General features: G+C 62.0%; 17 protein-coding genes and 1 pseudogene. 9 read left to right on the top strand and 9 right to left on the bottom strand.

What is annotated here, in order from left to right; genetic code table 11:
- Positions 1–137: 137 nt before the first annotated feature.
- The 4 genes from QMX91_RS13865 (at position 138) to ilvD (ending at position 5,509) form a co-directional block, all read left to right on the top strand.
- Positions 138–1,211, top strand: coding sequence for a SagB family peptide dehydrogenase (locus QMX91_RS13865; protein WP_134784890.1), 1,074 nt, complete (start codon positions 138–140; stop codon positions 1,209–1,211).
- Positions 1,208–2,185 carry a diiron oxygenase gene (locus QMX91_RS13860; protein WP_139055184.1) on the top strand — a complete coding sequence of 326 codons (978 nt, stop codon included), beginning with the start codon at positions 1,208–1,210 and terminating at the stop codon, positions 2,183–2,185. The genes QMX91_RS13865 and QMX91_RS13860 overlap by 4 nt, the downstream gene beginning before the upstream one ends.
- Positions 2,178–3,410: an MFS transporter gene (locus QMX91_RS13855; RefSeq protein WP_282412894.1), complete on the top strand. Its 1,233-nt coding sequence runs from the start codon at positions 2,178–2,180 to the stop codon at positions 3,408–3,410. The genes QMX91_RS13860 and QMX91_RS13855 overlap by 8 nt, the downstream gene beginning before the upstream one ends.
- Before the next feature lie 257 nt (positions 3,411–3,667).
- Positions 3,668–5,509, top strand: a complete 1,842-nt coding sequence (gene ilvD / locus QMX91_RS13850; protein ID WP_086792292.1) for a dihydroxy-acid dehydratase — start codon at positions 3,668–3,670, stop codon at positions 5,507–5,509.
- A 220-nt stretch (positions 5,510–5,729) separates the two neighbouring features.
- Here the strand turns inward: ilvD and QMX91_RS13845 are convergent, their stop codons facing one another.
- Positions 5,730–6,785: a haloacid dehalogenase-like hydrolase gene (locus QMX91_RS13845; RefSeq protein WP_223006976.1), complete on the bottom strand. Its 1,056-nt coding sequence runs from the start codon at positions 6,783–6,785 to the stop codon at positions 5,730–5,732.
- 241 nt (positions 6,786–7,026) lie between these two features.
- Between QMX91_RS13845 and QMX91_RS13840 the strand changes: the two genes are divergently transcribed.
- Positions 7,027–8,418 carry an L-cystine transporter gene (locus QMX91_RS13840; RefSeq protein ID WP_097088937.1) on the top strand — a complete coding sequence of 464 codons (1,392 nt, stop codon included), beginning with the start codon at positions 7,027–7,029 and terminating at the stop codon, positions 8,416–8,418.
- Between the two features lie 104 nt (positions 8,419–8,522).
- On the opposite strand, the gene QMX91_RS13835 is transcribed toward QMX91_RS13840, so the two are convergent.
- Positions 8,523–9,035 (bottom strand): dihydrofolate reductase, encoded by a 513-nt coding sequence (locus tag QMX91_RS13835; protein WP_282412893.1) that lies wholly within the window; start codon positions 9,033–9,035, stop codon positions 8,523–8,525.
- Between the two features lie 85 nt (positions 9,036–9,120).
- Here QMX91_RS13835 and QMX91_RS13830 point away from each other — a divergent pair, with 85 nt between their 5' ends.
- Together QMX91_RS13830 and QMX91_RS13825 are read left to right on the top strand one after the other, a co-directional pair.
- Positions 9,121–10,494 (top strand): DUF2868 domain-containing protein, encoded by a 1,374-nt coding sequence (locus QMX91_RS13830; RefSeq protein WP_282412892.1) that lies wholly within the window; start codon positions 9,121–9,123, stop codon positions 10,492–10,494.
- Positions 10,487–11,872 carry a GTPase/DUF3482 domain-containing protein gene (locus tag QMX91_RS13825; protein WP_282412891.1) on the top strand — a complete coding sequence of 462 codons (1,386 nt, stop codon included), beginning with the start codon at positions 10,487–10,489 and terminating at the stop codon, positions 11,870–11,872. The genes QMX91_RS13830 and QMX91_RS13825 overlap by 8 nt, the downstream gene beginning before the upstream one ends.
- 173 nt (positions 11,873–12,045) lie before the next feature.
- Here the strand turns inward: QMX91_RS13825 and QMX91_RS13820 are convergent, their stop codons facing one another.
- From QMX91_RS13820 to QMX91_RS13790, 7 genes are all read right to left on the bottom strand, one after another.
- Entirely contained in the window at positions 12,046–12,606 is a 561-nt protein-coding gene (locus tag QMX91_RS13820) for a phosphonate degradation HD-domain oxygenase (RefSeq protein WP_282412890.1), read from the bottom strand.
- Positions 12,606–13,739: a TIGR03364 family FAD-dependent oxidoreductase gene (locus QMX91_RS13815; protein WP_282412889.1), complete on the bottom strand. Its 1,134-nt coding sequence runs from the start codon at positions 13,737–13,739 to the stop codon at positions 12,606–12,608. Before QMX91_RS13815 ends, QMX91_RS13820 begins: the two co-directional genes overlap by 1 nt.
- Positions 13,740–13,876: 137 nt before the next feature.
- A complete protein-coding gene (locus QMX91_RS13810) occupies positions 13,877–14,902 on the bottom strand; it encodes a putative 2-aminoethylphosphonate ABC transporter substrate-binding protein (RefSeq protein WP_003229178.1) in 1,026 nt (341 codons plus the stop codon).
- A gap of 47 nt (positions 14,903–14,949) precedes the next feature.
- Complete coding sequence (locus QMX91_RS13805; protein WP_282412888.1) at positions 14,950–16,674, bottom strand: putative 2-aminoethylphosphonate ABC transporter permease subunit; 1,725 nt, start codon at positions 16,672–16,674, stop codon at positions 14,950–14,952.
- Positions 16,674–17,750, bottom strand: coding sequence for a putative 2-aminoethylphosphonate ABC transporter ATP-binding protein (locus tag QMX91_RS13800; RefSeq protein ID WP_003229183.1), 1,077 nt, complete (start codon positions 17,748–17,750; stop codon positions 16,674–16,676). The genes QMX91_RS13805 and QMX91_RS13800 overlap by 1 nt, the downstream gene beginning before the upstream one ends.
- A gap of 242 nt (positions 17,751–17,992) precedes the next feature.
- A complete protein-coding gene (locus tag QMX91_RS13795; RefSeq protein ID WP_282412896.1) occupies positions 17,993–18,856 on the bottom strand; it encodes a LysR family transcriptional regulator in 864 nt (287 codons plus the stop codon).
- 16 nt (positions 18,857–18,872) lie between these two features.
- Positions 18,873–21,188 (bottom strand): heavy metal translocating P-type ATPase, encoded by a 2,316-nt coding sequence (locus QMX91_RS13790; RefSeq protein WP_282412887.1) that lies wholly within the window; start codon positions 21,186–21,188, stop codon positions 18,873–18,875.
- A gap of 84 nt (positions 21,189–21,272) precedes the next feature.
- Between QMX91_RS13790 and cadR the strand changes: the two genes are divergently transcribed.
- A complete protein-coding gene (cadR, locus tag QMX91_RS13785; protein WP_098966121.1) occupies positions 21,273–21,722 on the top strand; it encodes a Cd(II)/Pb(II)-responsive transcriptional regulator in 450 nt (149 codons plus the stop codon).
- A gap of 19 nt (positions 21,723–21,741) precedes the next feature.
- Positions 21,742–21,821, top strand: a pseudogene (locus QMX91_RS13780) (DUF4381 domain-containing protein); the annotation flags it as partial.

Here is a 21,821-nt window from a genome sequence, read left to right as displayed (position 1 = left end):
GCAATTACTCTGGAAACCAACCAAATCGCAAACCTGGCCTTCCTGGTTGCGCCTAAAGCCCGCTAAGTGAGCCAGAACGCTGGGGAGTGCCGGCACCCCAGCGTTCTTCCGACCCGTTCCAGAGCGATGAACACAACATGCATATCAATCCCTATTTATTCATATTGCCGCGCACGCCCGGACAAATAGTCTGGAACTATAAAGACCACACCCAACATGAACTTGACCTGACTTACTCTTGTCGACTTGCACAACTTATCAATAACCCGGAACAGTTCGACAGACGCAACATAATAGACTCACAACTTCTGAACGCGGGCATATTAACCGTTGCAAAAATAGACAGTCCGCCATGGGGCTGGGATGAATTGTCGAAGATTTATCATATTGGCACCCAGAACATTCCCTGCGAACAGATACCCCAGAATATTCACGAGTGGTCCAGGCAATACCTGAACCATTGCAACGCGGTGCTGACTACACCGGCCCCCGCACTAGATCGATCGACACCTCAAGACGAACCTCGAATCGCCCTGCCCGCCTCCGCGGCCCTGACCGTTGCCAGCTTGGGCAATGTCCTGCGCCTGAGAAAAACCTGCCGCTCCTTCACTGGCGCAGCAATCACGCTCAATGACGTCGGTACACTGCTGTACCTCTCGCTGGGCTTTCTTCGCCATCGCGACAATGACCGCGACGAGAGCATCGCCGAGGGCCTCGGCGCCCGCCGCAGCAGTCCTTCAGGTGGCGGGTTGAATGCCTGTGAAGGATTTCTTCTGGCACGCAATATCGAGGGCCTCGAACCGGGTGTCTACGCCTACCACTCGGCAGAACACGCACTCAGCCGGGTCAATCCTTTGCCCGACCCCGCGCTGGGTCATTTGCTGGCGGGTCAGCACTTCATCAATAACCTGCCACTGGGTCTGTTTATCACCGCTCGTTTCGACAAGCTCTGGTGGAAGTATGAACACTCACGCGCCTATCGCATGGCGTTTGTCGAGGCGGGTCATCTGTCGCAAACCTTTCAACTGGTGGCCACAGCGCTGGGCCTGGGAACGTGGCTGACCGGGGCATTCACCGACCGCCAGGTCGAAGCCCTGCTCAAACTCGAAGGCAGCGCTGAACAACCGTTGTTCTTTGTCGGCTGCGGCGCTAGCGACGGTCAGGCGATGTGTCAGGAAATGCGCGACCTGTTGCAGGAGACGCGCAAATGAGCGCATCAACCGTGGATCAGCCCGAAGCGCCAGAGTCCTGGGCGCTTCGATTCACCCTCGGCGACTGGAACAACCACGCTTCGGTACGCACCAGCCGGCACGACTACCAGTTGCCGGCAGACCTGCCGTTGCAACTGCAAACCCGCTTCTGGTTTCCGCCGGCATTCCTGCCGTATCTGTCCCACCCGGCGATCGAAGCCGCAGGCAGCAAGGTCATGCATCGGCTGGCTGCCAACCACCTGGTGCACTTTCTCGACTACACCACGCTGCTGGAACACCGCATCGTCAACCGCGCCGTGGAAACCATCGTCCACGGTGAGTTGCCCGCGCACATTCCGTCAAGGATGAAAACCGCCGCGCTGCAGCTCTATACCGACGAGGGTTATCACGCATTGTTCTCCCATCATCTGGCCGAACAGATCGCCGAACTGCATGGTTTCACCGGTCGTCCACAGATGCCGCTGCGCATCACCCGCCTGACCGGTCAGATCGCCCGAACGCCGGAGAGCAAACGCCCGCTGGCATGGTTTCTGCTCGGCTTCGTCTCCGAAACCATCATTGCCCGGGAGTTGCTGGATGTGTGTCGGGAAACGCTGGTCAGCAGCGTGAACGACATGCTGCGCGACCACCTCGCTGATGAAGCGCGCCACAGCCGTTTTTTTTCCGAGGTCTTTCACTACCTCTGGTTGACCCTGAACAGCCGCCAGCGCGCCTTTGCGGCCAGAACCTTGCTGGAGACCCTGGCGACCTTCTTCGAAGTCGACGAGCAATGGCTGCACCAAAGCCTGCGCCGCGCCGGCATTGGCGAAGGTGCGATCAAGGAAATCCTCGACAGCCTGACCAACGAACAGGCCAGCCGCCAGCGTGCCCGATCCGGAGCGACGGCTACGCTTGCTGCACTCGAAAAAGCCGGATTCTTCGCGCTACCCAACAACCGCAAACTTTTCGCCAAGGCAGGACTGATCGATGCTTGAAGGAAGAACGGTGGTAACGACCCGACAACGACGCGGGGCGATCAGCCTGCTTTTGGCCATGGTGCTGCTGGGGGTGTTTCCGCTGGACGTCCTGCTGCCGTCGTTCCCGGCGCTGGCTGAACACTTCGCCAGCACTCCGACCGACATCGCCCTGTCGATCAGCCTGTTCGCGGTGGGCATTGCCTTTGCCCAACTGTTGATCGGGCCGTTGTCCGACATCATCGGGCGCAAGGGGTTACTGCTCGCCGGCATGGCTGTCTCGATCCTCGGCGCCATCGGCTGCGTAATGACCAGCGACTACACATTGTTCATGACTTTTCGCATCGTGCAGGCCATCGGTTGTGGCTGTTTCGTCCTGTCACAGGCGCTGGTGCAGGATCTGTTCGAGGGCGCAGAGCGCGATCGCCTGCGGATCCTGATGGTGACCGCCACCGGGATCTTCATCTCCATATCACCGCTGGCCGGAACCTTTCTGCAGGCGACCCTGGGCTGGCGTGGCAGCTTCTGGCTGTTCATCGCACTGGCGGCGGTGGTGTTGCTCAAGGCCTGGCTGTTTCTGGACGGCGGTCGGCCAGTCGCCAAGGGCACACCGCTCAACTTTCTCAGCGCCTATCGACGGGTGCTGGGGGATTTCGAGTTCGTCGGCTACTGGCTGATTTCGGCTTTCGCGTTCGCCTGCCACTTCTCGTTCATCGTCATTTCGCCATTGATCTTCATGGATCAGTTGCAGCTGTCAGCCTACGACTTCTCGCTGATCCTGCTGATCTACGGTGCGGCCTATGTGACCGGCGGGATTGCCGCCACGCTGTTGAGCCGGCGCATCAGCTCTGCGCAACAGATCGTGGCCGGGTTGAGCCTGATTCTGCTGGCAGGGCTGGTGATGCTATTCCTGTCGCAGTACTTCGCACTCTCGCCCGTCACGGTATTGATCCCTATGCTGATCTGCACCGCCGGCACCACCATTGCACGCCCGGCCGCCACCTCACGCGCCATGGGCCTGTTCCCGGAGAACGCCGGTACTTCGGCCTCGGCAGGTAGCACGATCATCTTCATCTGCGGCGGGTTGATCAGTGCGCTGATCAGCCTGAGTCCAGGCAACCTGCAGGCCACTCTCGGCTACTGTTTTGTCCTGCTGAGTTGCATCGCGCTGGCGCTGAACAAGAGGATCAGCCATCGCGCCAGCATTATCGAGAACGGCGCCGTCACGCCCTCTGGCAGCGATTGAGCCTGCCGGTCGTCATGCCATACGCACCGTCGGCACTGGAACAACACTTTGCGCCATTCCCTCCAGACGCCAGCGGTGTAGAATCGGCTGATTCATCGCCATTCATCCCCCGGCGGGTTTATGAGCTCAGGCTGAGGCAAGCGGCGATCCCGCAAAGTCATCGGCAACATCCAGGACACACGGCCATTTCTGAGTGTTCCAGACGTCAATAGAAGCTCACTCCCTTTTGATACCTGATTAGCCGCCCGGAGTGCTCCATGCCAGATTACCGCTCGAAAACATCCACCCACGGCCGCAACATGGCCGGCGCCCGCGCACTGTGGCGCGCCACCGGGATGAAAGATGACGACTTCAAGAAGCCGATCATCGCCATTGCCAACTCCTTCACCCAGTTCGTGCCGGGCCACGTGCACCTCAAAGACCTCGGTCAACTGGTTGCCCGGGAAATCGAACGCGCCGGTGGCGTAGCGAAAGAATTCAACACCATCGCCGTGGATGACGGCATCGCCATGGGTCACGACGGCATGCTCTATTCGCTGCCGAGCCGCGAGATCATCGCCGACTCTGTCGAATACATGGTCAACGCCCACTGCGCCGACGCCATCGTCTGCATCTCCAACTGCGACAAGATCACCCCGGGCATGTTGATGGCCGCTTTGCGCCTGAACATTCCGGTGATCTTCGTTTCCGGCGGCCCGATGGAAGCTGGCAAGACCAAACTCGCTTCCCACGGCCTCGACCTCGTCGACGCCATGGTGATCGCCGCCGACTCCAGCGCTTCTGACGAGAAGGTTGCCGAGTACGAGCGCAGCGCCTGCCCGACCTGCGGTTCATGCTCCGGCATGTTCACCGCCAACTCGATGAACTGCCTGACCGAAGCGCTGGGCCTGGCATTGCCGGGCAACGGTTCGACCCTCGCGACCCACAGCGACCGCGAGCAGCTGTTCCTGCAGGCCGGTCGCACCATCGTCGAACTGTGCAAGCGTTACTACGGCGAGAACGACGAGTCCGTGCTGCCGCGCAACATCGCCAACTTCAAGGCGTTCGAGAACGCGATGATGCTCGACATCGCCATGGGCGGTTCGACCAACACCATCCTGCACTTGCTGGCTGCGGCTCAGGAAGCCGAGATCGATTTCGACCTGCGCGACATCGACCGTCTCTCGCGCAGCGTGCCGCAACTGTGCAAAGTGGCGCCGAACATCCAGAAGTACCACATGGAAGACGTGCACCGCGCTGGCGGCATCTTCAGCATTCTCGGTTCGCTGGCCCGTGGCGGCCTGCTGCACACCGACCTGCCGACCGTGCACAGCCGCAGCATGGAAGAAGCCATCGCCAAGTGGGACATCACCCAGACCGACGATGAAGCCGTGCACCACTTCTTCAAGGCCGGCCCGGCGGGCATCCCGACCCAGACCGCGTTCAGCCAGTCGACTCGTTGGGAAACCCTCGATGACGACCGTGAAAACGGCTGCATCCGCAGCTTTGAACACGCCTACTCGAAAGAAGGCGGCCTGGCCGTGCTGTACGGCAACATCGCTCTCGACGGTTGCGTGGTAAAAACCGCCGGCGTCGACGAGTCGATCCATGTCTTCGAAGGCAACGCGAAGATCTTTGAAAGCCAAGACAGCGCGGTGCGCGGCATCCTCGCCGACGAAGTGAAGGAAGGCGATATCGTCATCATTCGCTACGAAGGCCCGAAAGGCGGCCCGGGCATGCAGGAAATGCTCTACCCGACCTCGTACCTGAAGTCCAAAGGTCTGGGCAAAGCTTGTGCGTTGCTCACCGACGGTCGTTTCTCCGGCGGTACTTCCGGCTTGTCGATCGGCCACGCTTCGCCAGAGGCTGCGGCCGGTGGCGCGATCGGTCTGGTGCAGGACGGCGACAAAGTGCTGATCGACATCCCGAACCGCTCGATCAACCTGTTGGTCAGCGATGAAGAACTGGCTGCGCGCCGGGTCGAACAGGACAAGAAAGGCTGGAAACCGGTCGAGCAGCGTCCACGCAAAGTGACCACTGCGCTCAAGGCCTACGCCCTGCTGGCGACCAGCGCCGACAAGGGTGCGGTGCGTAACAAGGCGATGCTCGACGGGCTGTAAGCGTCAATCGCAAAAACAAAAATGCCCGGCCAAAGTGCGGGGCATTTTTTTGCCTGATCCAAAAACAATGAAGATCAAAACTGTGGGAGCGGGCTTGCTCGCGAAAGCGGTCTACCGGTCAAAAAATCTCCCGCCTGACACTCCCTCTTCGCGAGCAAGCCCGCTCCCACAAGGGACTGTCAGTGATTCTGGAATCTGAGTTCCAACAGGGATTGGGGGCTTACTGGATTTCTTCAGGCTTGACGATCACCCAGTTCTTGTCCGCCGTCACCGGCAATCCTTCCTTGGCCTGCGCCGCTGCGTGTTTGGCCATCATGCCGTTGAGCTGGGTCATGTATTTGTCCTTGCGGTTGACCCACAAGTGAATGCCGCCCTTGGCTACATCCACATCGTGGAACAGCATGTAGCCGTCGCTGCTCGGTGTGTCGCCGCCCACCAGTACCGGTTTTTTCCACTCATCAATGTAGGTCAAGATCGCCGCGTGTTTGCCGGCCATCCAGGTTGCCGGGGTCCACAGGTACGGCGTCAACTCCAGACCGAGGTTGGCCTTCTCGTCATATTTGCCGGCGGTGATCTGCTTGCGCGCGGTCGTCAGCTCGCCGGTTTCGCGGTTCTTCAGCAACATGGTCACGCCGATCACGTTCTGCGGTTTGACGTTGTAGCCGTACTTCGGATCAGCCGCGACCATGCGCACCAGCTCTTCTGAAGCGGCGGTCATCACGTAAACCTCGATGCCGTTCTCCATCAGCTTGTTGTACAGCTCGGCCTGGCCGGTGAAGACTTTCGGCGGCTGCACATCGATGTTCTTCACTACATCGCCTTCGTAATAGGTCGCCGGCACCGGTTTGCCCGACGCCATCAGCTCATCGACGTAGCCCTTGAGTTCCTTGAGAGTGAAGCCGGAGAACACCTGTGCTACCCACGGGTAGCAGACCATGTCGTCGACTTCGCACAGGCGATAGTAGTAACTGAACAGGCTCTCCTTATGGTCGGCGGTGTCCTTGAACGGCATCAGTTTCAGGGAGGGATCGAGTTTGTCGCGGGTGATCAGGCCCTTGTTTTCCATGAACGGCAGCAACGACTCTTCAAGGTCGTAGCGGTAACTGGTGTTGTCCATGTCGAACACCGCGTAGTTACCCTTGTTGGCATTGGCGGCGATCATCGCGTCGAGTGCCTTGGCCTGATCCGCCGGCCAGTGCTTCAGGTCGGTGGCGAATGCGTGAGCGGCCAAGCCCAATCCAAGAACCACAGCGAGCATTTTCGGTGCGAACTTCATCGGCGTTTTCTCCCTGACTGAAAGACATCGACGCTAACAAATAAGTGTGACAGTCCTCGTCTGTCAGCGACCGCTTACGTCTCCTCAACGCCAGTTGCATTGCCGAGAGCGACAAGTGCTTATTCCAAAAACGACGGACAACCTGCGATTTCGGTATTAATTCATTGGAAATCAAACTGTTAGGCTTGCCGGTTCGCAGTTGCCCAAGAAGGCGACTGGCACAAGTCTTATCGGAGTCTTCATGAATCTGCCGCTGATCCTCAATCTGCTGGTGTTCCTCGCCCTGCTCTTCGGTCTGGCGCAAACCCGCCACACGACGTGGAGCCTGGCGAAAAAAGTCCTGCTCGCGCTGGTACTCGGCGTAGCGTTCGGTGTTGCCCTGCACACCGTTTACGGTGCCGGCAACCCGGTACTGAAAGCTTCGATCGGCTGGTTCGATCTGGTCGGCAACGGTTACGTGCAGTTGCTGCAAATGATCGTGATCCCGCTGGTGTTCGCCTCGATCCTCAGTGCGGTCGCGCGTCTGCACAACGCCTCGTCGCTGGGCAAGATCAGCTTCCTGACCATCGGCACCCTGCTGTTCACCACCGCGATCGCGGCGCTGATCGGTATCGGCCTGACCAACCTGTTCGGCCTCACCGCCGAAGGCCTGGTCGCCGGCACGCAGGAAATGGCCCGCCTGCAAACCATCCAGACCGACTACGCCGGCAAGGTTGCCGACCTGAATGTGCCGCAGCTGCTGCTGTCGTTCATTCCGCAGAACCCGTTCGCCGATCTGGCGCGGGCCAAGCCGACCTCGATCATCAGCGTGGTGATCTTCGCCGCGTTCCTCGGGGTCGCGGCGCTGCAACTGCTCAAGGATGATGCCGAGAAAGGTCAGAAAGTGATCAACGCCATCGACACCCTGCAAGCCTGGGTGATGCGTCTGGTGCGTCTGGTGATGAAGCTGACCCCGTACGGCGTGCTGGCGCTGATGACCAAAGTGGTTGCCGGTTCCAACCTGCAGGACATCATCAAGCTCGGCAGTTTCGTCGTGGTCTCGTACCTCGGTCTGGGCCTGATGTTCGTGGTGCACGGCCTGCTGGTGTCGGCGGCCGGGATCAATCCGCTGCGGTTCTTCCGCAAGATCTGGCCGGTGCTGACGTTCGCGTTCACTAGCCGTTCCAGCGCGGCGAGTATTCCGCTGAGCATCGAAGCGCAGACCCGTCGTCTGGGCATTCCGCAGTCGATCGCCAGTTTCGCCGCCTCGTTCGGTGCGACCATCGGCCAGAACGGTTGCGCCGGTCTGTACCCGGCGATGTTGGCGGTGATGGTTGCGCCAACAGTCGGCATCAACCCGCTGGACCCGCTGTGGATCGCGACGCTGGTGGCGATTGTGACCTTGAGTTCGGCCGGTGTGGCCGGTGTTGGTGGCGGCGCGACGTTTGCTGCGCTGATCGTGCTGCCGGCGATGGGCTTGCCGGTGTCACTGGTGGCGCTGCTGATTTCGGTGGAGCCGCTGATCGACATGGGGCGCACGGCGTTGAACGTGAGTGGTTCGATCACGGCCGGTGCGATTACCAGCCAAGTGATGCAGCAGACCGATAAAGCACTGCTGGATGCGGATGAGCATGCGGAGCTTGCTCAGGCTTAAATTCTTCTTTGCCTGACCTGCCCTCTTCGCGAGCAAGCCCGCTCCCACATTGGATCTGTGATCGACACAAATCCAATGTGGGAGCGGGCTTGCTCGCGAAGCTTTTAAGCTTTTTCCCAGACCTCGAAGCTGTACGCGGGCTTGTCGCCCTCAGCCGGATTCGGCACGTTCGACACCAGCTTCCACTGGTTCAGGTCAAACTCCGGAAACCACGCATCGCCTTCCGGGCTCAGCGCCACTCGGGTCAGATACAAACGATCTGCCTGCGCCAGCCCCTGTGCATACAACTGCGCGCCGCCAATCAACATCAATTCATCGACACCCTGCGCTTTCGCCCATTCCTCGGCGCGCACCACTGCAGCTTCCAGCGACGGATACACCTCCGCCCCTTCCAGCAGCAGATCCGGCTGACGGCTGACCACGATGTTCAAGCGGCCCGGCAGCGGACGGCCGAGGGAGTCCCAGGTCTTACGGCCCATGATGATCGGCTTGCCGAGGGTCGTGGCCTTGAAGTATTTGAAGTCCCCCGGCAGGTGCCAGGGCATGCTATTGTCGACGCCGATCACGCGGTTTTCACCGAGGGCTGCGATCAGGCTAAGGGGGAGTGATTTAGTCATGCCGGCGAGGATACCAGAGCCTCGCTTGACCCGATAAGCGCCACAGCGGTTATGCTCACTGCTCAATCGAGCAACGGAATGGCGCGTGACTGAACTGACTCCACTGCAAAACCTCTGGTTGACGGAAACCATCCGCCTGCGCGAAGAACACGCAGGCCCCCTGGAAGATCTGGAAGCCAATCGTCTGGCCCGCACGGCCGGCGGCGATCTGCCGGGCCGTATTCAGCGCCGCGCCGTGTGGCTGGCCGAGCGCGACGGGCTGAGCGCAGCACTCCAGCACTGGCTGCAAGGCGCGCGTCTGGCGCTGGTGCTGCTGGTCATTTTCGCGCTGCTGAGCGGCGCCGGGCTGGCCTTCGCCGCACTGAGCCAGACGCCGGTCAATGTGTTCTGGGCCCTGGGCAGCCTGCTCGGGCTGAACCTGATTCTGCTGCTGAGCTGGGCGCTGGGGCTGATCTTTGCCGGTGAACACGGCGCCACCCTCGGGCGCTTGTGGCTGTGGCTCAGCGAAAAACTCGCCCGCGATGCCAAAGCCGCGCAACTCGCGCCGGCCCTGCTGCTGATGTTGCAGCGCAGGAAACTCAATCGCTGGGCGCTCGGCACTTTGGTCAATGGCCTGTGGTTGCTGGCGATGCTCAGCGCACTGCTGTTGCTGCTGACACTGATGGCGACCCGGCGCTATGGTTTCGTCTGGGAAACCACCATTCTCAGCGCCGACACCTTTATCAACCTGACCCAAGCCCTCGGCGCGCTGCCGGCGCTGCTCGGCTTCAACGTGCCAACCGTGGAGATGATCCGCGCCAGTGGTGGCGCAGCGCTGGATATCGAAAGCGCGCGGCAGGCCTGGGCGACTTGGCTGGTCGGTGTGCTGGTGGTCTACGGCGTGCTGCCGCGCCTGCTGCTGGCGCTGTTGTGTTTCTGGCGCTGGAGTCGCGGCAAAGCCGCGCTGACGCTGGACCTGAACCTGCCCGGTTACGCCCAGTTGCGTGAGCGGCTGATGCCGACCAGCGAACGTCTCGGCATCAACGACGCGGCGCCGCAGCAGTTGCATCGGGTCGAAAGCAGCGTCAGCGAACACGTCAGCGACGGCGCTTTGCTGGTCGCTATCGAACTCGACGATCAGCGCCCGTGGCCACCGGCCCTGCCGAAAACCGTGAGCAACGCCGGCATTCTCGACAGCCGCGAATCGCGGCACAAACTGCTCGAACAACTCAGCCGTTTCCCCCCGGCGCGTCTGCTGATCGCCTGCGATCCACGGCGCTCGCCGGATCGCGGCAGCCTCGCGCTGATCGCCGAACTGGCGCGCAACGCCAGCGCCACCCGCGTCTGGCTGCTGCAAGCGCCGCCCGGCGAAGCGCTGGACAGCGCCCGCCTCGGCGACTGGCACGTCGCGCTGCAACAACTGGAGCTGCCGTTCGCCGATTGCGCGCCGTTGAACTGGCTGGAGACAGGTCATGACTGATGCCCGGAAAGCGCCGCTGAAACTCGCGGTGGTCGGCCACACCAACGTCGGCAAGACTTCGCTGCTGCGCACCCTGACCCGCGACGTCGGTTTCGGCGAAGTCTCGCACCGGCCGAGCACTACTCGACATGTCGAGGGTGCGCGGTTGTCGGTGGACGGCGAGCCGTTGCTCGATCTTTACGACACGCCGGGACTGGAAGACGCCATCGCCCTGTTGGATTTCCTTGAGCGTCTGGAACGCCCCGGCGAACGCCTCGACGGCCCGGCGCGACTGGCGCGGTTTCTCGACGGCAGCGAGGCGCGCCAGCGTTTCGAACAGGAGGCGAAAGTGCTGCGGCAGCTACTCGCCTCCGACGCCGGTCTGTATGTGATCGACGCCCGCGAACCGGTGCTGGCCAAATATCGCGACGAACTCGAAGTGCTGGCCAGTTGCGGCAAACCGCTGCTGCCGGTGCTGAATTTCGTCAGCAGCGCCAACCATCGCGAACCGGACTGGCGCGAGGCCTTGGCGCGGCTTGGCCTGCATGCGCTGGTGCGGTTCGACAGCGTGGCGCCGCCGGAAGATGGCGAGCGGCGCCTGTACGAAAGCCTCGCGCTGCTCCTGGAAAACGCCCGTCCGCAACTGGAGCGCTTGATCGCCGATCAACAGGCCCAGCGCCTCGCCCGCCAGCAAAGTGCGGCGCGCCTGATCGCCGAATTGCTCATCGACTGCGCCGCCTGCCGACGCAGCGTGGTCAGCGAGGCCGAGCAGGAACAGCAAGCGATCAGCGAACTGCGCAAGGCCGTGCGCCAGCGTGAACAGAAATGCGTCGAAGCGTTGCTCAAACTCTATGCGTTTCGCCCGCAGGATGCGGCGGCCAGTGATCTGCCGTTGCTCGATGGGCGTTGGGGCGATGATCTGTTCAACCCGGAAACCCTGAAGCAACTCGGCGTGCGGGTGGGCGGCGGGATTGCTGCCGGTGCCGCTGCCGGGGCTGGCGTGGATTTGCTGGTCGGCGGGATTACCCTCGGTGCGGCGGCATTGGCCGGTGCGATTGCCGGTGGTGCACTGCAAACCGCGCGCAGTTATGGCAGCCGCTTGCTCGGCAAGATCAAGGGCCAGCGGGAGTTGACCGTGGATGACGGGGTGCTGCGGTTGTTGGCGCTGCGGCAGCGGCAGTTGCTGTTGGCGCTCGATCAGCGCGGGCATGCGGCGATGGACGCGGTCCAGGTCGCCACCCCGCAGGACAAGACCTGGCGCGAAGGCAAGTTGCCGGATGCGCTGAGCAAGGCGCGGGCGCATCCGCAGTGGTCTTCGCTCAATCCGCATGCGAAGTTGAATCAGGCGGAGCGGCAGGAGCAGATTGAGGCGTTGGTTGATCGGGTGCTTGAGCTTTAGATCGCTACCCCCTCACCCCAGCCCTCTCCCCCAAGGGGTAGAGGGGGAAGGGAGCAGATCTTCTGGCTTTTCAAAACCTGAGTTCGACTGGATATTTCAGATCGATGTAGGGCCCAAGAACAACACGGTCGGCTCCCTCTCCCTCCGGGAGAGGGCTGGGGTGAGGGTTGCAATCACTCAGCCGACAACAAAACCTCAGCCTTGCGCTTCAGCACACCCAAATCCATCACCGGCACCGCCCTCTCCTTGGCCAGCTCGTCCCACTGGCGCATGCGCAAGCTGACGGCACACAACGAATCCCGCTCAAACACATCCGCCTCAGCCTCGCTCATCACCCCGCCCTGATATTCCAGCGTGCGGCGACTCGCTTCACTCAGGCGTTCGAAATACCCAGGCTCACGCAAGGTCAGATAGCGCTTGGCCTCAACGTGATATTCCACCAACCGCGCCAGGCGCTCACTGAATCCCGCCTCACGCAAATAATCCGCCCCCAGCCGCTCATGGCTGACCACACCATAACCGCCCATGTTCTCGGCGCCTTCGGCACACAGATGGCCGATGTCATGGAAGAACGCCGCCAGCACCACTTCATCATCAAAGCCTTCAGCCATCGCCAACTGCGCTGCCTGGGACATGTGTTCGATCTGCGACACCGGCTCGCCGATGTAATCACTTGCACCAAAGCGTTCATACAGCGCAAACACCCGGTCAACGACTTGCGCATGCGCCGCCATCACATTTCCTCCAGCAATTGCGCCACGTTGTGCTCGGCCAGTGCCGGACCGACGCTCATGCCGACTCCGGTGTGCATCAGCGCCACACTCAGCCCCGGTGCCGGACGCAGCAATGAAAACGGTCCCGGCCCCCGTGCACCATAGACGCCCTGCCAACGCTCGACCACTTGCACCTTGCAGCCCAGCGTCTGCTCGGCCAGTTCGAGCATCCAGTTGTCCACTTGCTCGGCGTTGAACGGCGACGGATCGCTGCCGTAATGGTGCGAATCGCCGATGATCAGCTCGCCATACGGCGTCGGACTGATCAGCAGGTGAATGCCGTTGTCGTGCAGGTGCGGTTGTTCGCGCAGGATCTGCGCCTGCACCGCCGCCGCTTCTGGCAAATCGGCGAAGGCGCCGTAGTGCACGCAGCTCAAACCGGTGAGCAAGGCGTGTTGCAGATTCAGCTCGATCTGCGGTTTGGCGCGGAGCATTTGCAGGCGGCAGATCTGCGGATCGAGCGCGGCAATCGGTTCGGCCAGCAGGGTCTGATAATCGTGGCCGGAGCAGACGATGATTTGCTTTGCCGTGAAGCTGCCGGCGGTACTGTGCAGGTGCCCCGGTTCGACGTCGCGCACCAGCGTACTGAAGTGAAACTCGACGCCGAGGTCGCGGCGCAGATAGTCGATCAACGCCGGAATCGCTTCACGCGAGTACAGCTGTTGATCGTCCATGCCGTGCAGCGCCGCGCGGTGGTGGCTGAACTGACCGTGATACAGATCACGCAGGGCGGCGCCACGCAGCAAAGCGACGTTGTACCCGTGCTCCACGGCGCGGCCGTTGCAGAAAGCTTCGAGCAAGTGTTCTTCGGCTTCGCTGCGGGCGAACAGGTACGAGCCGTTTCGCTTGATCTGCAGACCGGCGAGTTGCGCCCAGTCACCCCAGATCTCGCGGCTGGCCTTGGCCAGTTCAAGCATCGGCCCCGGTGGCTGGCCGGTGACCAGCGCCTGACCGAAGTTACGCACCGAAGCGCCGAGGGGCGTGGCGGTGCGTTCGAAAACGCTGACCTTGAGGCCGCGTTTGGCGGCGGCGTAGGCGTGGGACAGGCCGAGGATGCCGGCGCCGACGATCAGCAGGTCTTTGTGTTGAGTCATGGAGATTTTCCCTGAATGGGAGACCGCCTTCGCGAGCAAGCCCGCTCCCACAGTTTGATCGCATTCCTTCCGGTGGAACTCGGTCGAATGTGGGAGCGGGCTTGCTCGCGAAGAGGCCCTGTCAGTCGATAAAGATCTTACTTGGCGACGACTTTCTCGGACTTGCCGTCATAACGCTTGCGCCACTCGGTGAGGATCTCGTCGCGGTTCTTCGAGGCCCAGGCAAAGTCGTTCTTGATCAGGCGCTGCTCGTAGTCGGCCGGCAGTTCGGTCTGCGGCTTGGCGATGCCCGGCTGGGCGAGGACGGCGAAGTTTTCCTTGTACAGATCCATTGCCTCAGCGCTGGCGGAGAAGTCCGCGAGTTTTTTCGCCGCGTCTTCATGCGGGGTGCCTTTGATCACGGCAGTCGCCTCGATCTCCCAGCCCAGGCCTTCTTTCGGCAGGATGATGTCCAGCGGCGCGCCCTGGCGCTTCAGCTGTACGGCTGGATACTCAAAGGAAATGCCGATCGGAAACTCGCCTGCTGCCGCCAATTTGCAAGGCTTGGAACCGGAGTGAACGTACTGGCCGATGTTCTGGTGCAGACCGTCCATGTAGGCCCAGCCCTGCTTCTCGCCGAAGGTTTGCAGCCAGGCGCTGACGTCGAGGAAACCGGTGCCGGACGACGCCGGGTTAGGCATGACGATCTTGCCCTTGTACTCAGGCTTGGTCAGATCCTGCCAGCTCACCGGCTTGCTCAAGCCCTGCTTCTCGGCTTCCACGGTGTTGAAGCAAATGGTCGCGGCCCACACGTCCATGCCGACCCAGGCTGGCGGGTTGGCGGCGTCGCGGTAGTTCGCGCCGATCTTGCCCAGATCCTTCGGTGCATAGCTTTGCAGCATGCCCTGCTGATCGAGGATCGCCAGGCTCGAAGCGGCCAGGCCCCAGACCGCGTCAGCCTGCGGACGGGCCTTTTCGGCGAGGAGTTTGGCGGTGATGATCCCGGTGGAATCGCGCACCCACTTGATCTCGACGTCCGGGTTGGCCTTCTCGAACGCGGCTTTGTAAGCGGTCAGTTGCTCGGCTTCGAGGGCGGTGTACACCGTCAACTCGGTTTTTGCCGCGAAGGCATTCAGGCTGAAAGTAGCGAGCACAGCAGCGGCCAGGGCCATAGGCTTGAACATGATCGTTTTCCTGTCGGTGAGTTGAGGCTGTAGGGATAAGTCGTCAATCAGTGACCGGGCGCGGTTTGCCGCCAGGCCTGGGAACGGCGCAGCAAGCCGCGCGAAGCCCACGCCAGCAGCAAGGACACGCCTGCCGAGGTGAACAGAATCAGGGTCGACATCGCTGCCGCGCCGCCGACGTTGCCGGCGTCATCCATGTTCAGCACCGCGACCGCCGCGAGGATGGTGTCGGGGCTGTAGAGGAAGATCGCCGCCGACACCGTGGTCATCGCCGAGACGAACAGGTAGCGCACGATGTCCAGTAGCGCCGGCAGGCAGATCGGCACGGTGACGCGCAGGTAATGGCGGTACAGCGGCGCCTTGAGCGACAGCGCGGCGGCTTCGAACTCGGCGTCGAGCTGGCGCAGCGCGGTGGTCGCGGTCATTTGCGCGGTGGTCAAATAGTGCGCAATGGTGCAGACGATCAGCAGGGTCATCGTGCCGTACAGCACGTGCAGCGGGTTGCCGCTGAGGTTGAAGAAAAAGACGTAACCCAGGCCAAGCACCAGCCCCGGCACTGCCATCGGGATGAAACTGAGCATGCGCAACGTCAGGTTGAGGCCGCGTTGGCTGCGGGTTTTCTCCATCAGGTAAGCGCCAGTGAAGATCAGCACGCTGCCAATCAGCGCCGTGCCCAGCGCCATCTTCAAGCTGTTGCTGTACGCCAGCCAGCCACCGCCGGCGGTCTCGTTGAACTGGTAGTGGTTGAGCGACAGCGACAGGTTGTACGGCCAGAACTTCACCAGCGACGAAAACACTGCCATGCCGAACACCAGCAGCAGCGCCGCGCTGATCAACAAAACAATCGCCAGATAGCAGGCATCACGCAATTTCGACGGCGCCGGTTTGAACACCTGCGCGCGGCCGCTCATGGAATCGCCGTGACGCCGACGCAACCAGGCATCGACGCCGAAGCTGAACAGCGCCGGCAGCAACAGCACCATGCCGATCAGCGCCCCGCGACCGAATTGTTGCTGGCCGACCACGGCTTTGTAGGCTTCCAGCGCCAGCACTTGATAGTCGCCACCGACCACCACCGGCACGCCGAAATCTGTGATGGTCAGGGTGAACACCAAGCAGAACGCGGCGAACACTGCCTGCCGGGTCGCCGGCCAGGTGATGCTGCGAAAGGCTTTCGCCGGACTGGCGCCCATGCTCGACGCCGCATCGAACAGCCGCGCATCGGCCAGCGACAGCGCCGACAGCAGAATCATCAGCGCATGGGGAAAGGTGTAGATCACCTCACCCAGCACAATGCCCCAGAAACCGTAGATATTGTCCGAGAGCAGCCCGCGCAACATGCCCTGGTTGCCGAACAGATAGACCAATGCGATACCCGGCAGCATCGATGGCGCCATCAATGGCAGCAGGGAAATCCCGCGCCAGATGCCCTTGGCTGGAATCAATGTACGTTGCAGGGCGTAGGCAAACAGGTAGGCCAGCGGTACGACGATGGCCGCGACGCTGAGGGAAACTTTCAGGCTGTTGCCGAGCAGCCAGTGGAAATTCGCGCTGCTCACCAGTTCCTTGGCGGCGAGCCAGCCACCGCCCTGCCCGGCCTCGCTGCTGAAGCCGCGCCAGAAGATCGCCAGCAACGGCAGCAGCACAGCGACACCGAGTAGCAATAGCAGCAGGAGTTTGCCGCCGAGGACGAAGATCCGGTCACCGACCTCGGCCCCGGACACTCGCCGCGCCTGCTTGTGCGGTAGCGGCAGTGCGATGTTCGCGCTCATCAGGCGAACACCTGCAGGCTGCGCGGCGGCAAGGCGACCATGATCTGCTGGGCGCCGAGGCGCGGCATGGCTTCCGGCGCCAGTTCAGCGAGCAGCGCGTGGCCCGGCAATTGGTCGAGTTCGAAGCTCATGCGGCAGCGATTGCCGAGAAAGGTGATCTCACGGACTTTCGCCGGGAACAGGTTTTCTTCGTGCACCAACGGATTGACGCTGATTGCTTCCGGACGGCAGAACAGTCGGCCCGAGGCGCCGCTGACGCTACCATCCGCCAGACGCACATCCATCCCGCCAACCCGGGCGTGACTGGCGCTGCTGCGCTGGAACGGCAGCCAGTTGCCCTGCCCGACGAACTCGGCCACGAACGGCGTGGCCGGGCGGTTGTAGATTTCCTGCGGGGTGGCGTATTGCTCGACGCGACCGTTGTTCATCACGGCGATGCGGTCGGCCATCAGCATGGCTTCGTCCTGATTGTGCGTGACCATCAGGGTGGTGATACCGAGGTTGCGCTGCAGTTGGCGCAGTTCGGTGCACAGATGCTCACGTACCCGGGCGTCCAGCGCCGACATCGGCTCATCAAGCAATAGCAGCGACGGCGCCGGGGCCAGGGCACGAGCCAGGGCGACACGCTGTTGCTGGCCGCCGGACAACTGGCCCGGGTACTTTTTCTCACTGCCGGTGAGGCCGACCAGTTCCAGCATCTGCCCGACGCGACGGCGTACTTCGTCGCGACCGCTGCCGGCGAGGCCGTAGGCAATGTTCGCTTCGACGGTCAGATTGGGGAACAGCGCGTAGGACTGGAACAGAATGCCGTAATCCCGGGCCTGCGGCGCGAGGTGCGAAACATCGCGGTCGCCGAGGTACAACTCGCCGCTGTCCTGCTTCTCCAGCCCGGCGATGCAGCGCAGCAGCGTGGTCTTGCCGCAACCCGACGGGCCGAGCAGGCACACCAGCTCACCGGCCGCGACATCGAGGGAGACGTTATCCAGTGCGGTGAACGCGCCGAAGCGCTTCTGCACGCCGCGCACTTTCATCGGCGCACCGGGGTTGGTCAGGGCAGTTGCGATTGCAGGATTCATGGACAGACCTCATCAAGCTGATGGGGCCAATCCTAGAGTTGTAATGCGTCCGTCATGTGGCAGTGAGGCAAAAACGGCTGATAGTGGTATTCGGGGATTTTGGTTCAGGTTTCAAGTCATGTGTTGCCTGGTCTGACGCCTTCGCGAGCAAGCCCGCTCCCACACGGGGACAGTGTTCACAACACAAATCCAATGTGGGAGCGGGCTTGCTCGCGAAGAGGCCCATATGTGCACTGAAGAAATCAGGCCGGGGACATCTCTTGGGCCAGGCCAAGAAACGCCGCCGGCAACCGCGCACCCTTGCGCTCCTTGAGGCAATACAGATACTCGGGAATCTGCGGCGCATTCTCGATGGTCAGCACCCGCAACTGCGGATCGTGCGGCACTTCCTGGCGGGCAATGATGCTGATGCCGATATTGCGCAGCACCGCCTCGCGGATCGACTCGCGGCTGCCGATCTCCAGCAACGGGCCGAAACTGACCCCGGCGCTTTGCAGCAACTCCTCGGTCAGGCGACGGGTGGTCGAACCGGACTCGCGCATCAGCAAGGTATGCCCGGCCAGCGCACTCAACGCCACATGCTCCTGCGCCGCCAGCGGATGATTGCGATGCACCGCCAGCACCAGCGGATCGCTACCCAATACCCGGCGAATCAACCGCGCATCCTCAAGCAACTGCGACGACGCGGCGACATCGACCCGGTAATCCTCCAGCGCTTCGAGCACCTGCTGCGAGTTGCCGATTTCCACCGACACTTCCACCTGCGGCAGGCGCTCGCGGAAGGTCTTCACCAGATCGAGGATGTAATACGGCGCAGTGGCAGCGATGCGCAACGTGCCCTGCACCTGACCGCTGTTGCGCAGGAAGAACTCGATATCGGCCTCCTGCTGCAACAGCGTCTTGACCATCGGCAGCAACCGCGCGCCTTCGTCGCTGACACTCAAACGACGGCCGCCACGGTAGAACAGCTCCACCGAGTACTGACTTTCCAGATTACGGATCTGCGTGGTCACGGTGGGTTGGCTGAGGCCGAGCTTTTTCGCCGCCAGCGTAATGCTGCCCAGGCGGGCGACCATATAAAACGCTTTCAGCTCGGCACTCAGCACAACCATCCCTCATCGTTTATTTACGCAGCAGGCGCAAACCGTTGAACACCACCAGCAGGCTCACACCCATGTCGGCGAACACCGCCATCCACATGGTGGCGAGCCCGGCGAAGGTTACCCCAAGAAAGATAGCCTTGATCACCAGTGCCAAGGCGATGTTCTGTTTCAGGATGCTCGCGGTGTCACGCGACAGGCTGATGAACGCGGGAATTTTGCGCAGATCGTCGTCCATCAGGGCGACATCGGCGGTTTCAATCGCGGTGTCGGTGCCGGCGGCCGCCATGGCGAAACCGATCTCGGCGCGGGCCAGTGCCGGGGCGTCGTTGATGCCGTCGCCAACCATGCCCACCCGATGACCCTGTGCATAAAGCGCTTCGATGGCTTGCAGCTTGTCGGTTGGCAGCAAGTCGCCCTTGGCCTGATCGATGCCGACCTGCGCGGCAATCGCCTGCGCGGTGTGCACGTTGTCACCGGTGAGCATCATGGTTTTCACGCCCAGCGCGTGCAACTGGCGGATCGCTTCGCGGCTGGACTCCTTGACCGTGTCGGCCACGGCGAACAGCGCCAGCGGACCAGAACTGTCGAGCAGCAACACCACGGATTTGCCCTGTTTCTCCAGCGCAAACAGCTTCTCTTCCAGTTGCGGCGAGCACAGGCCCAGCTCCTCGACCAGACGATGGTTGCCCAAGTGATAGGTCTGGCCGTTGACCTGTCCCTTCACGCCACGACCGGCCAGCGCTTCGAAGTTATCCACAGTCAGCACGGCGAGGTTTTTATCCACAGCCGCATTGGCGATGGCCAGCGACACCGGGTGATCGGAGCGCCCGGCCAGTGCGGCGGCGATTGCCGGAGCGCTGGCGTCGGCGGTCGGGTCGAGCGACAGGTAATCGGTCTGCACCGGTTTGCCGTGGGTGATCGTGCCGGTCTTGTCCAGCGCCAGATAATCGAGCTTGAAACCGCCCTCCAGGTACACGCCACCCTTGACCAGAATGCCTTTGCGCGCCGCTGCCGCGAGGCCGCTGACGATGGTCACCGGGGTGGAAATCACCAGTGCACAGGGACACGCCACCACCAGCAGCACCAGCGCACGGTAGATCCAGTCGAACCACAACGCGCCCATAAACAGCGGCGGAATGATCGCCACCGCCAGCGCCAGCACGAACACCACCGGGGTGTAGATTTTCGAGAATTGATCGACGAAGCGCTGAGTCGGTGCCCGTGCGCCCTGAGCCTGCTCGACGGCGTGGATGATCCGCGCCAGGGTCGAGTTGTTCGCCGCCGCAGTCACCGAGTATTCCAGCGAACCGGCCTGGTTGATGGTGCCGGCGAAGACTTTGTCGCCCACGGTTTTCTCCACCGGCAGGCTTTCACCGGTGATCGGCGCCTGATCGATGGTCGAACTGCCGCTGACGACCTCGCCGTCCAGCGCAATGCGCTCGCCGGGTTTTACCCGCACGCGGGCGCCGAGTTCGACGCTTTTAACCTCTTGTTCGATCCAGTTGCCGTCGGCTTGCTGCACCGTGGCCTGTTCCGGGGTCATCTGCATCAGGCCGCTGATGGCATTGCGCGCACGATCCAGCGAGCGCGCCTCGATCAACTCGGCCACGGTGAACAGGAACATCACCATCGCCGCTTCCGGCCACTGCCCGATCAGCACCGCACCGGTCACCGCGATGCTCATCAGCGCGTTGATGTTGAGGTTGCGGTTCTTCAGGGCGATCCAGCCCTTTTTATAGGTTGTCAGGCCGCCGCTGAGGATCGAGATCAGCGCAATGATCGCCACCACCCAGGTTGGCGCAGCGTTGGTGAAATGGATCACTTCGGCCGCCAGCGCGCCGACACCGGACAGCGCCAGGGGCCACCAGTGTTTTTTCACCGGCGCCGGGGTCGGGGCTTCGACGCCCGCCTCCAGTGGCTCGGCGTGCATGCCCAAGGACGTGATCGCCTCGGTGATCGGCGCGGTGTCCGGCAGATTGTGGGTCACGCCGAGCACGCGGTTGATCAGGTTGAACTCCAGCTGCTGCACACCGGCCAGCTTGCCGAGTTTGTTCTGGATCAGCGTCTGCTCGGTCGGGCAGTCCATCGCTTCGATGCGGAAACTGCTCAGGCGGGCGTCAGCGCTGGTCTTTTCGCTCAGTTGCACCAACGCAGGCGCGGCGACTGTCGACGAGCAGCAAGAATCTTCGTGCGAATGAACCGGTGCCGGTGCTGCGGCTTTCGACCCGCAGCAGGAATCGCCGCCATGTTCGTGCTTATGCACAGGCTGCAATTTATGGCTGTGGCTATGATCGTGCCCGTCGCCGGGCTTGTGGGTGTGCTGGGAATCGCTCATTGGTCGCGTCCATGAAGGTGCCTGTTGCCAAGTAAAGACCCTGTAGCCACTATAGGGTCAAGCACCCTTTTGGAGATTGCCGTCATGAAGATCGGAGAACTGGCCAAACTCACCGACTGCGCCGTGGAAACCATCCGCTATTACGAGCGCGAAAACCTGCTGCCGGAGCCGGCGCGCAGCGACGGTAACTACCGCGTTTACACCCACGCCCACGCCGAACGCCTGACCTTCATCCGCAACTGCCGCACCCTCGACATGACCCTCGAAGAAATCCGCAGCCTGCTGACCTTGCGCGACAGCCCGCAGGACCAGTGCGAAAACGTCAATGCGCTGATCGACGAGCATATCCAGCATGTAAAGGCGCGGATTGACGGGTTGCTGGCGTTGCAGACACAACTGCTCGACCTGCGCCAACGCTGTGGCGAAGGGCCGGGGGCGGATCAGTGCGGGATTTTGCAGCGGCTGGAGGTGAGTGGCGGGGTTGTGGCGACGGAAGTCGAACACTCCCATGTAGGCCGTAGCCACGGCCACTGAGACTTACACAGAACCGAATGTGGGAGCGGGCTTGCTCGCGAAGACGGAGTGTCAGTCGACATCATCGTTAACTGATACACCGCATTCGCGAGCAAGCCC

Source organism: Pseudomonas sp. PS01299 (genome assembly GCF_029960145.1).
In the GTDB taxonomy this organism is placed as follows: Bacteria; Pseudomonadota; Gammaproteobacteria; order Pseudomonadales; family Pseudomonadaceae; genus Aquipseudomonas; species Aquipseudomonas putida_A.
Note: the sequence above shows the minus strand (reverse complement) of the source record. Positions and strands in the feature narration are given on the sequence as shown.

Bases quoted from the DNA above. Each gene is read 5' to 3' on its own strand.
- QMX91_RS13865 (WP_134784890.1), top strand. From the start codon at position 138: ATGCATATCAATCCCTATTTATTCATATTGCCGCGCACGCCCGGACAA.
- QMX91_RS13860 (WP_139055184.1), top strand. From the start codon at position 1,208: ATGAGCGCATCAACCGTGGATCAGCCCGAAGCGCCAGAGTCCTGGGCG.
- QMX91_RS13855 (WP_282412894.1), top strand. From the start codon at position 2,178: ATGCTTGAAGGAAGAACGGTGGTAACGACCCGACAACGACGCGGGGCG.
- ilvD (WP_086792292.1), top strand. From the start codon at position 3,668: ATGCCAGATTACCGCTCGAAAACATCCACCCACGGCCGCAACATGGCC.
- QMX91_RS13845 (WP_223006976.1), bottom strand. From the start codon at position 6,785: ATGAAGTTCGCACCGAAAATGCTCGCTGTGGTTCTTGGATTGGGCTTG.
- QMX91_RS13840 (WP_097088937.1), top strand. From the start codon at position 7,027: ATGAATCTGCCGCTGATCCTCAATCTGCTGGTGTTCCTCGCCCTGCTC.
- QMX91_RS13835 (WP_282412893.1), bottom strand. From the start codon at position 9,035: ATGACTAAATCACTCCCCCTTAGCCTGATCGCAGCCCTCGGTGAAAAC.
- QMX91_RS13825 (WP_282412891.1), top strand. From the start codon at position 10,487: ATGACTGATGCCCGGAAAGCGCCGCTGAAACTCGCGGTGGTCGGCCAC.
- QMX91_RS13820 (WP_282412890.1), bottom strand. From the start codon at position 12,606: ATGGCGGCGCATGCGCAAGTCGTTGACCGGGTGTTTGCGCTGTATGAA.
- QMX91_RS13815 (WP_282412889.1), bottom strand. From the start codon at position 13,739: ATGACTCAACACAAAGACCTGCTGATCGTCGGCGCCGGCATCCTCGGC.
- QMX91_RS13810 (WP_003229178.1), bottom strand. From the start codon at position 14,902: ATGTTCAAGCCTATGGCCCTGGCCGCTGCTGTGCTCGCTACTTTCAGC.
- QMX91_RS13805 (WP_282412888.1), bottom strand. From the start codon at position 16,674: ATGAGCGCGAACATCGCACTGCCGCTACCGCACAAGCAGGCGCGGCGA.
- QMX91_RS13800 (WP_003229183.1), bottom strand. From the start codon at position 17,750: ATGAATCCTGCAATCGCAACTGCCCTGACCAACCCCGGTGCGCCGATG.
- QMX91_RS13790 (WP_282412887.1), bottom strand. From the start codon at position 21,188: ATGAGCGATTCCCAGCACACCCACAAGCCCGGCGACGGGCACGATCAT.
- cadR (WP_098966121.1), top strand. From the start codon at position 21,273: ATGAAGATCGGAGAACTGGCCAAACTCACCGACTGCGCCGTGGAAACC.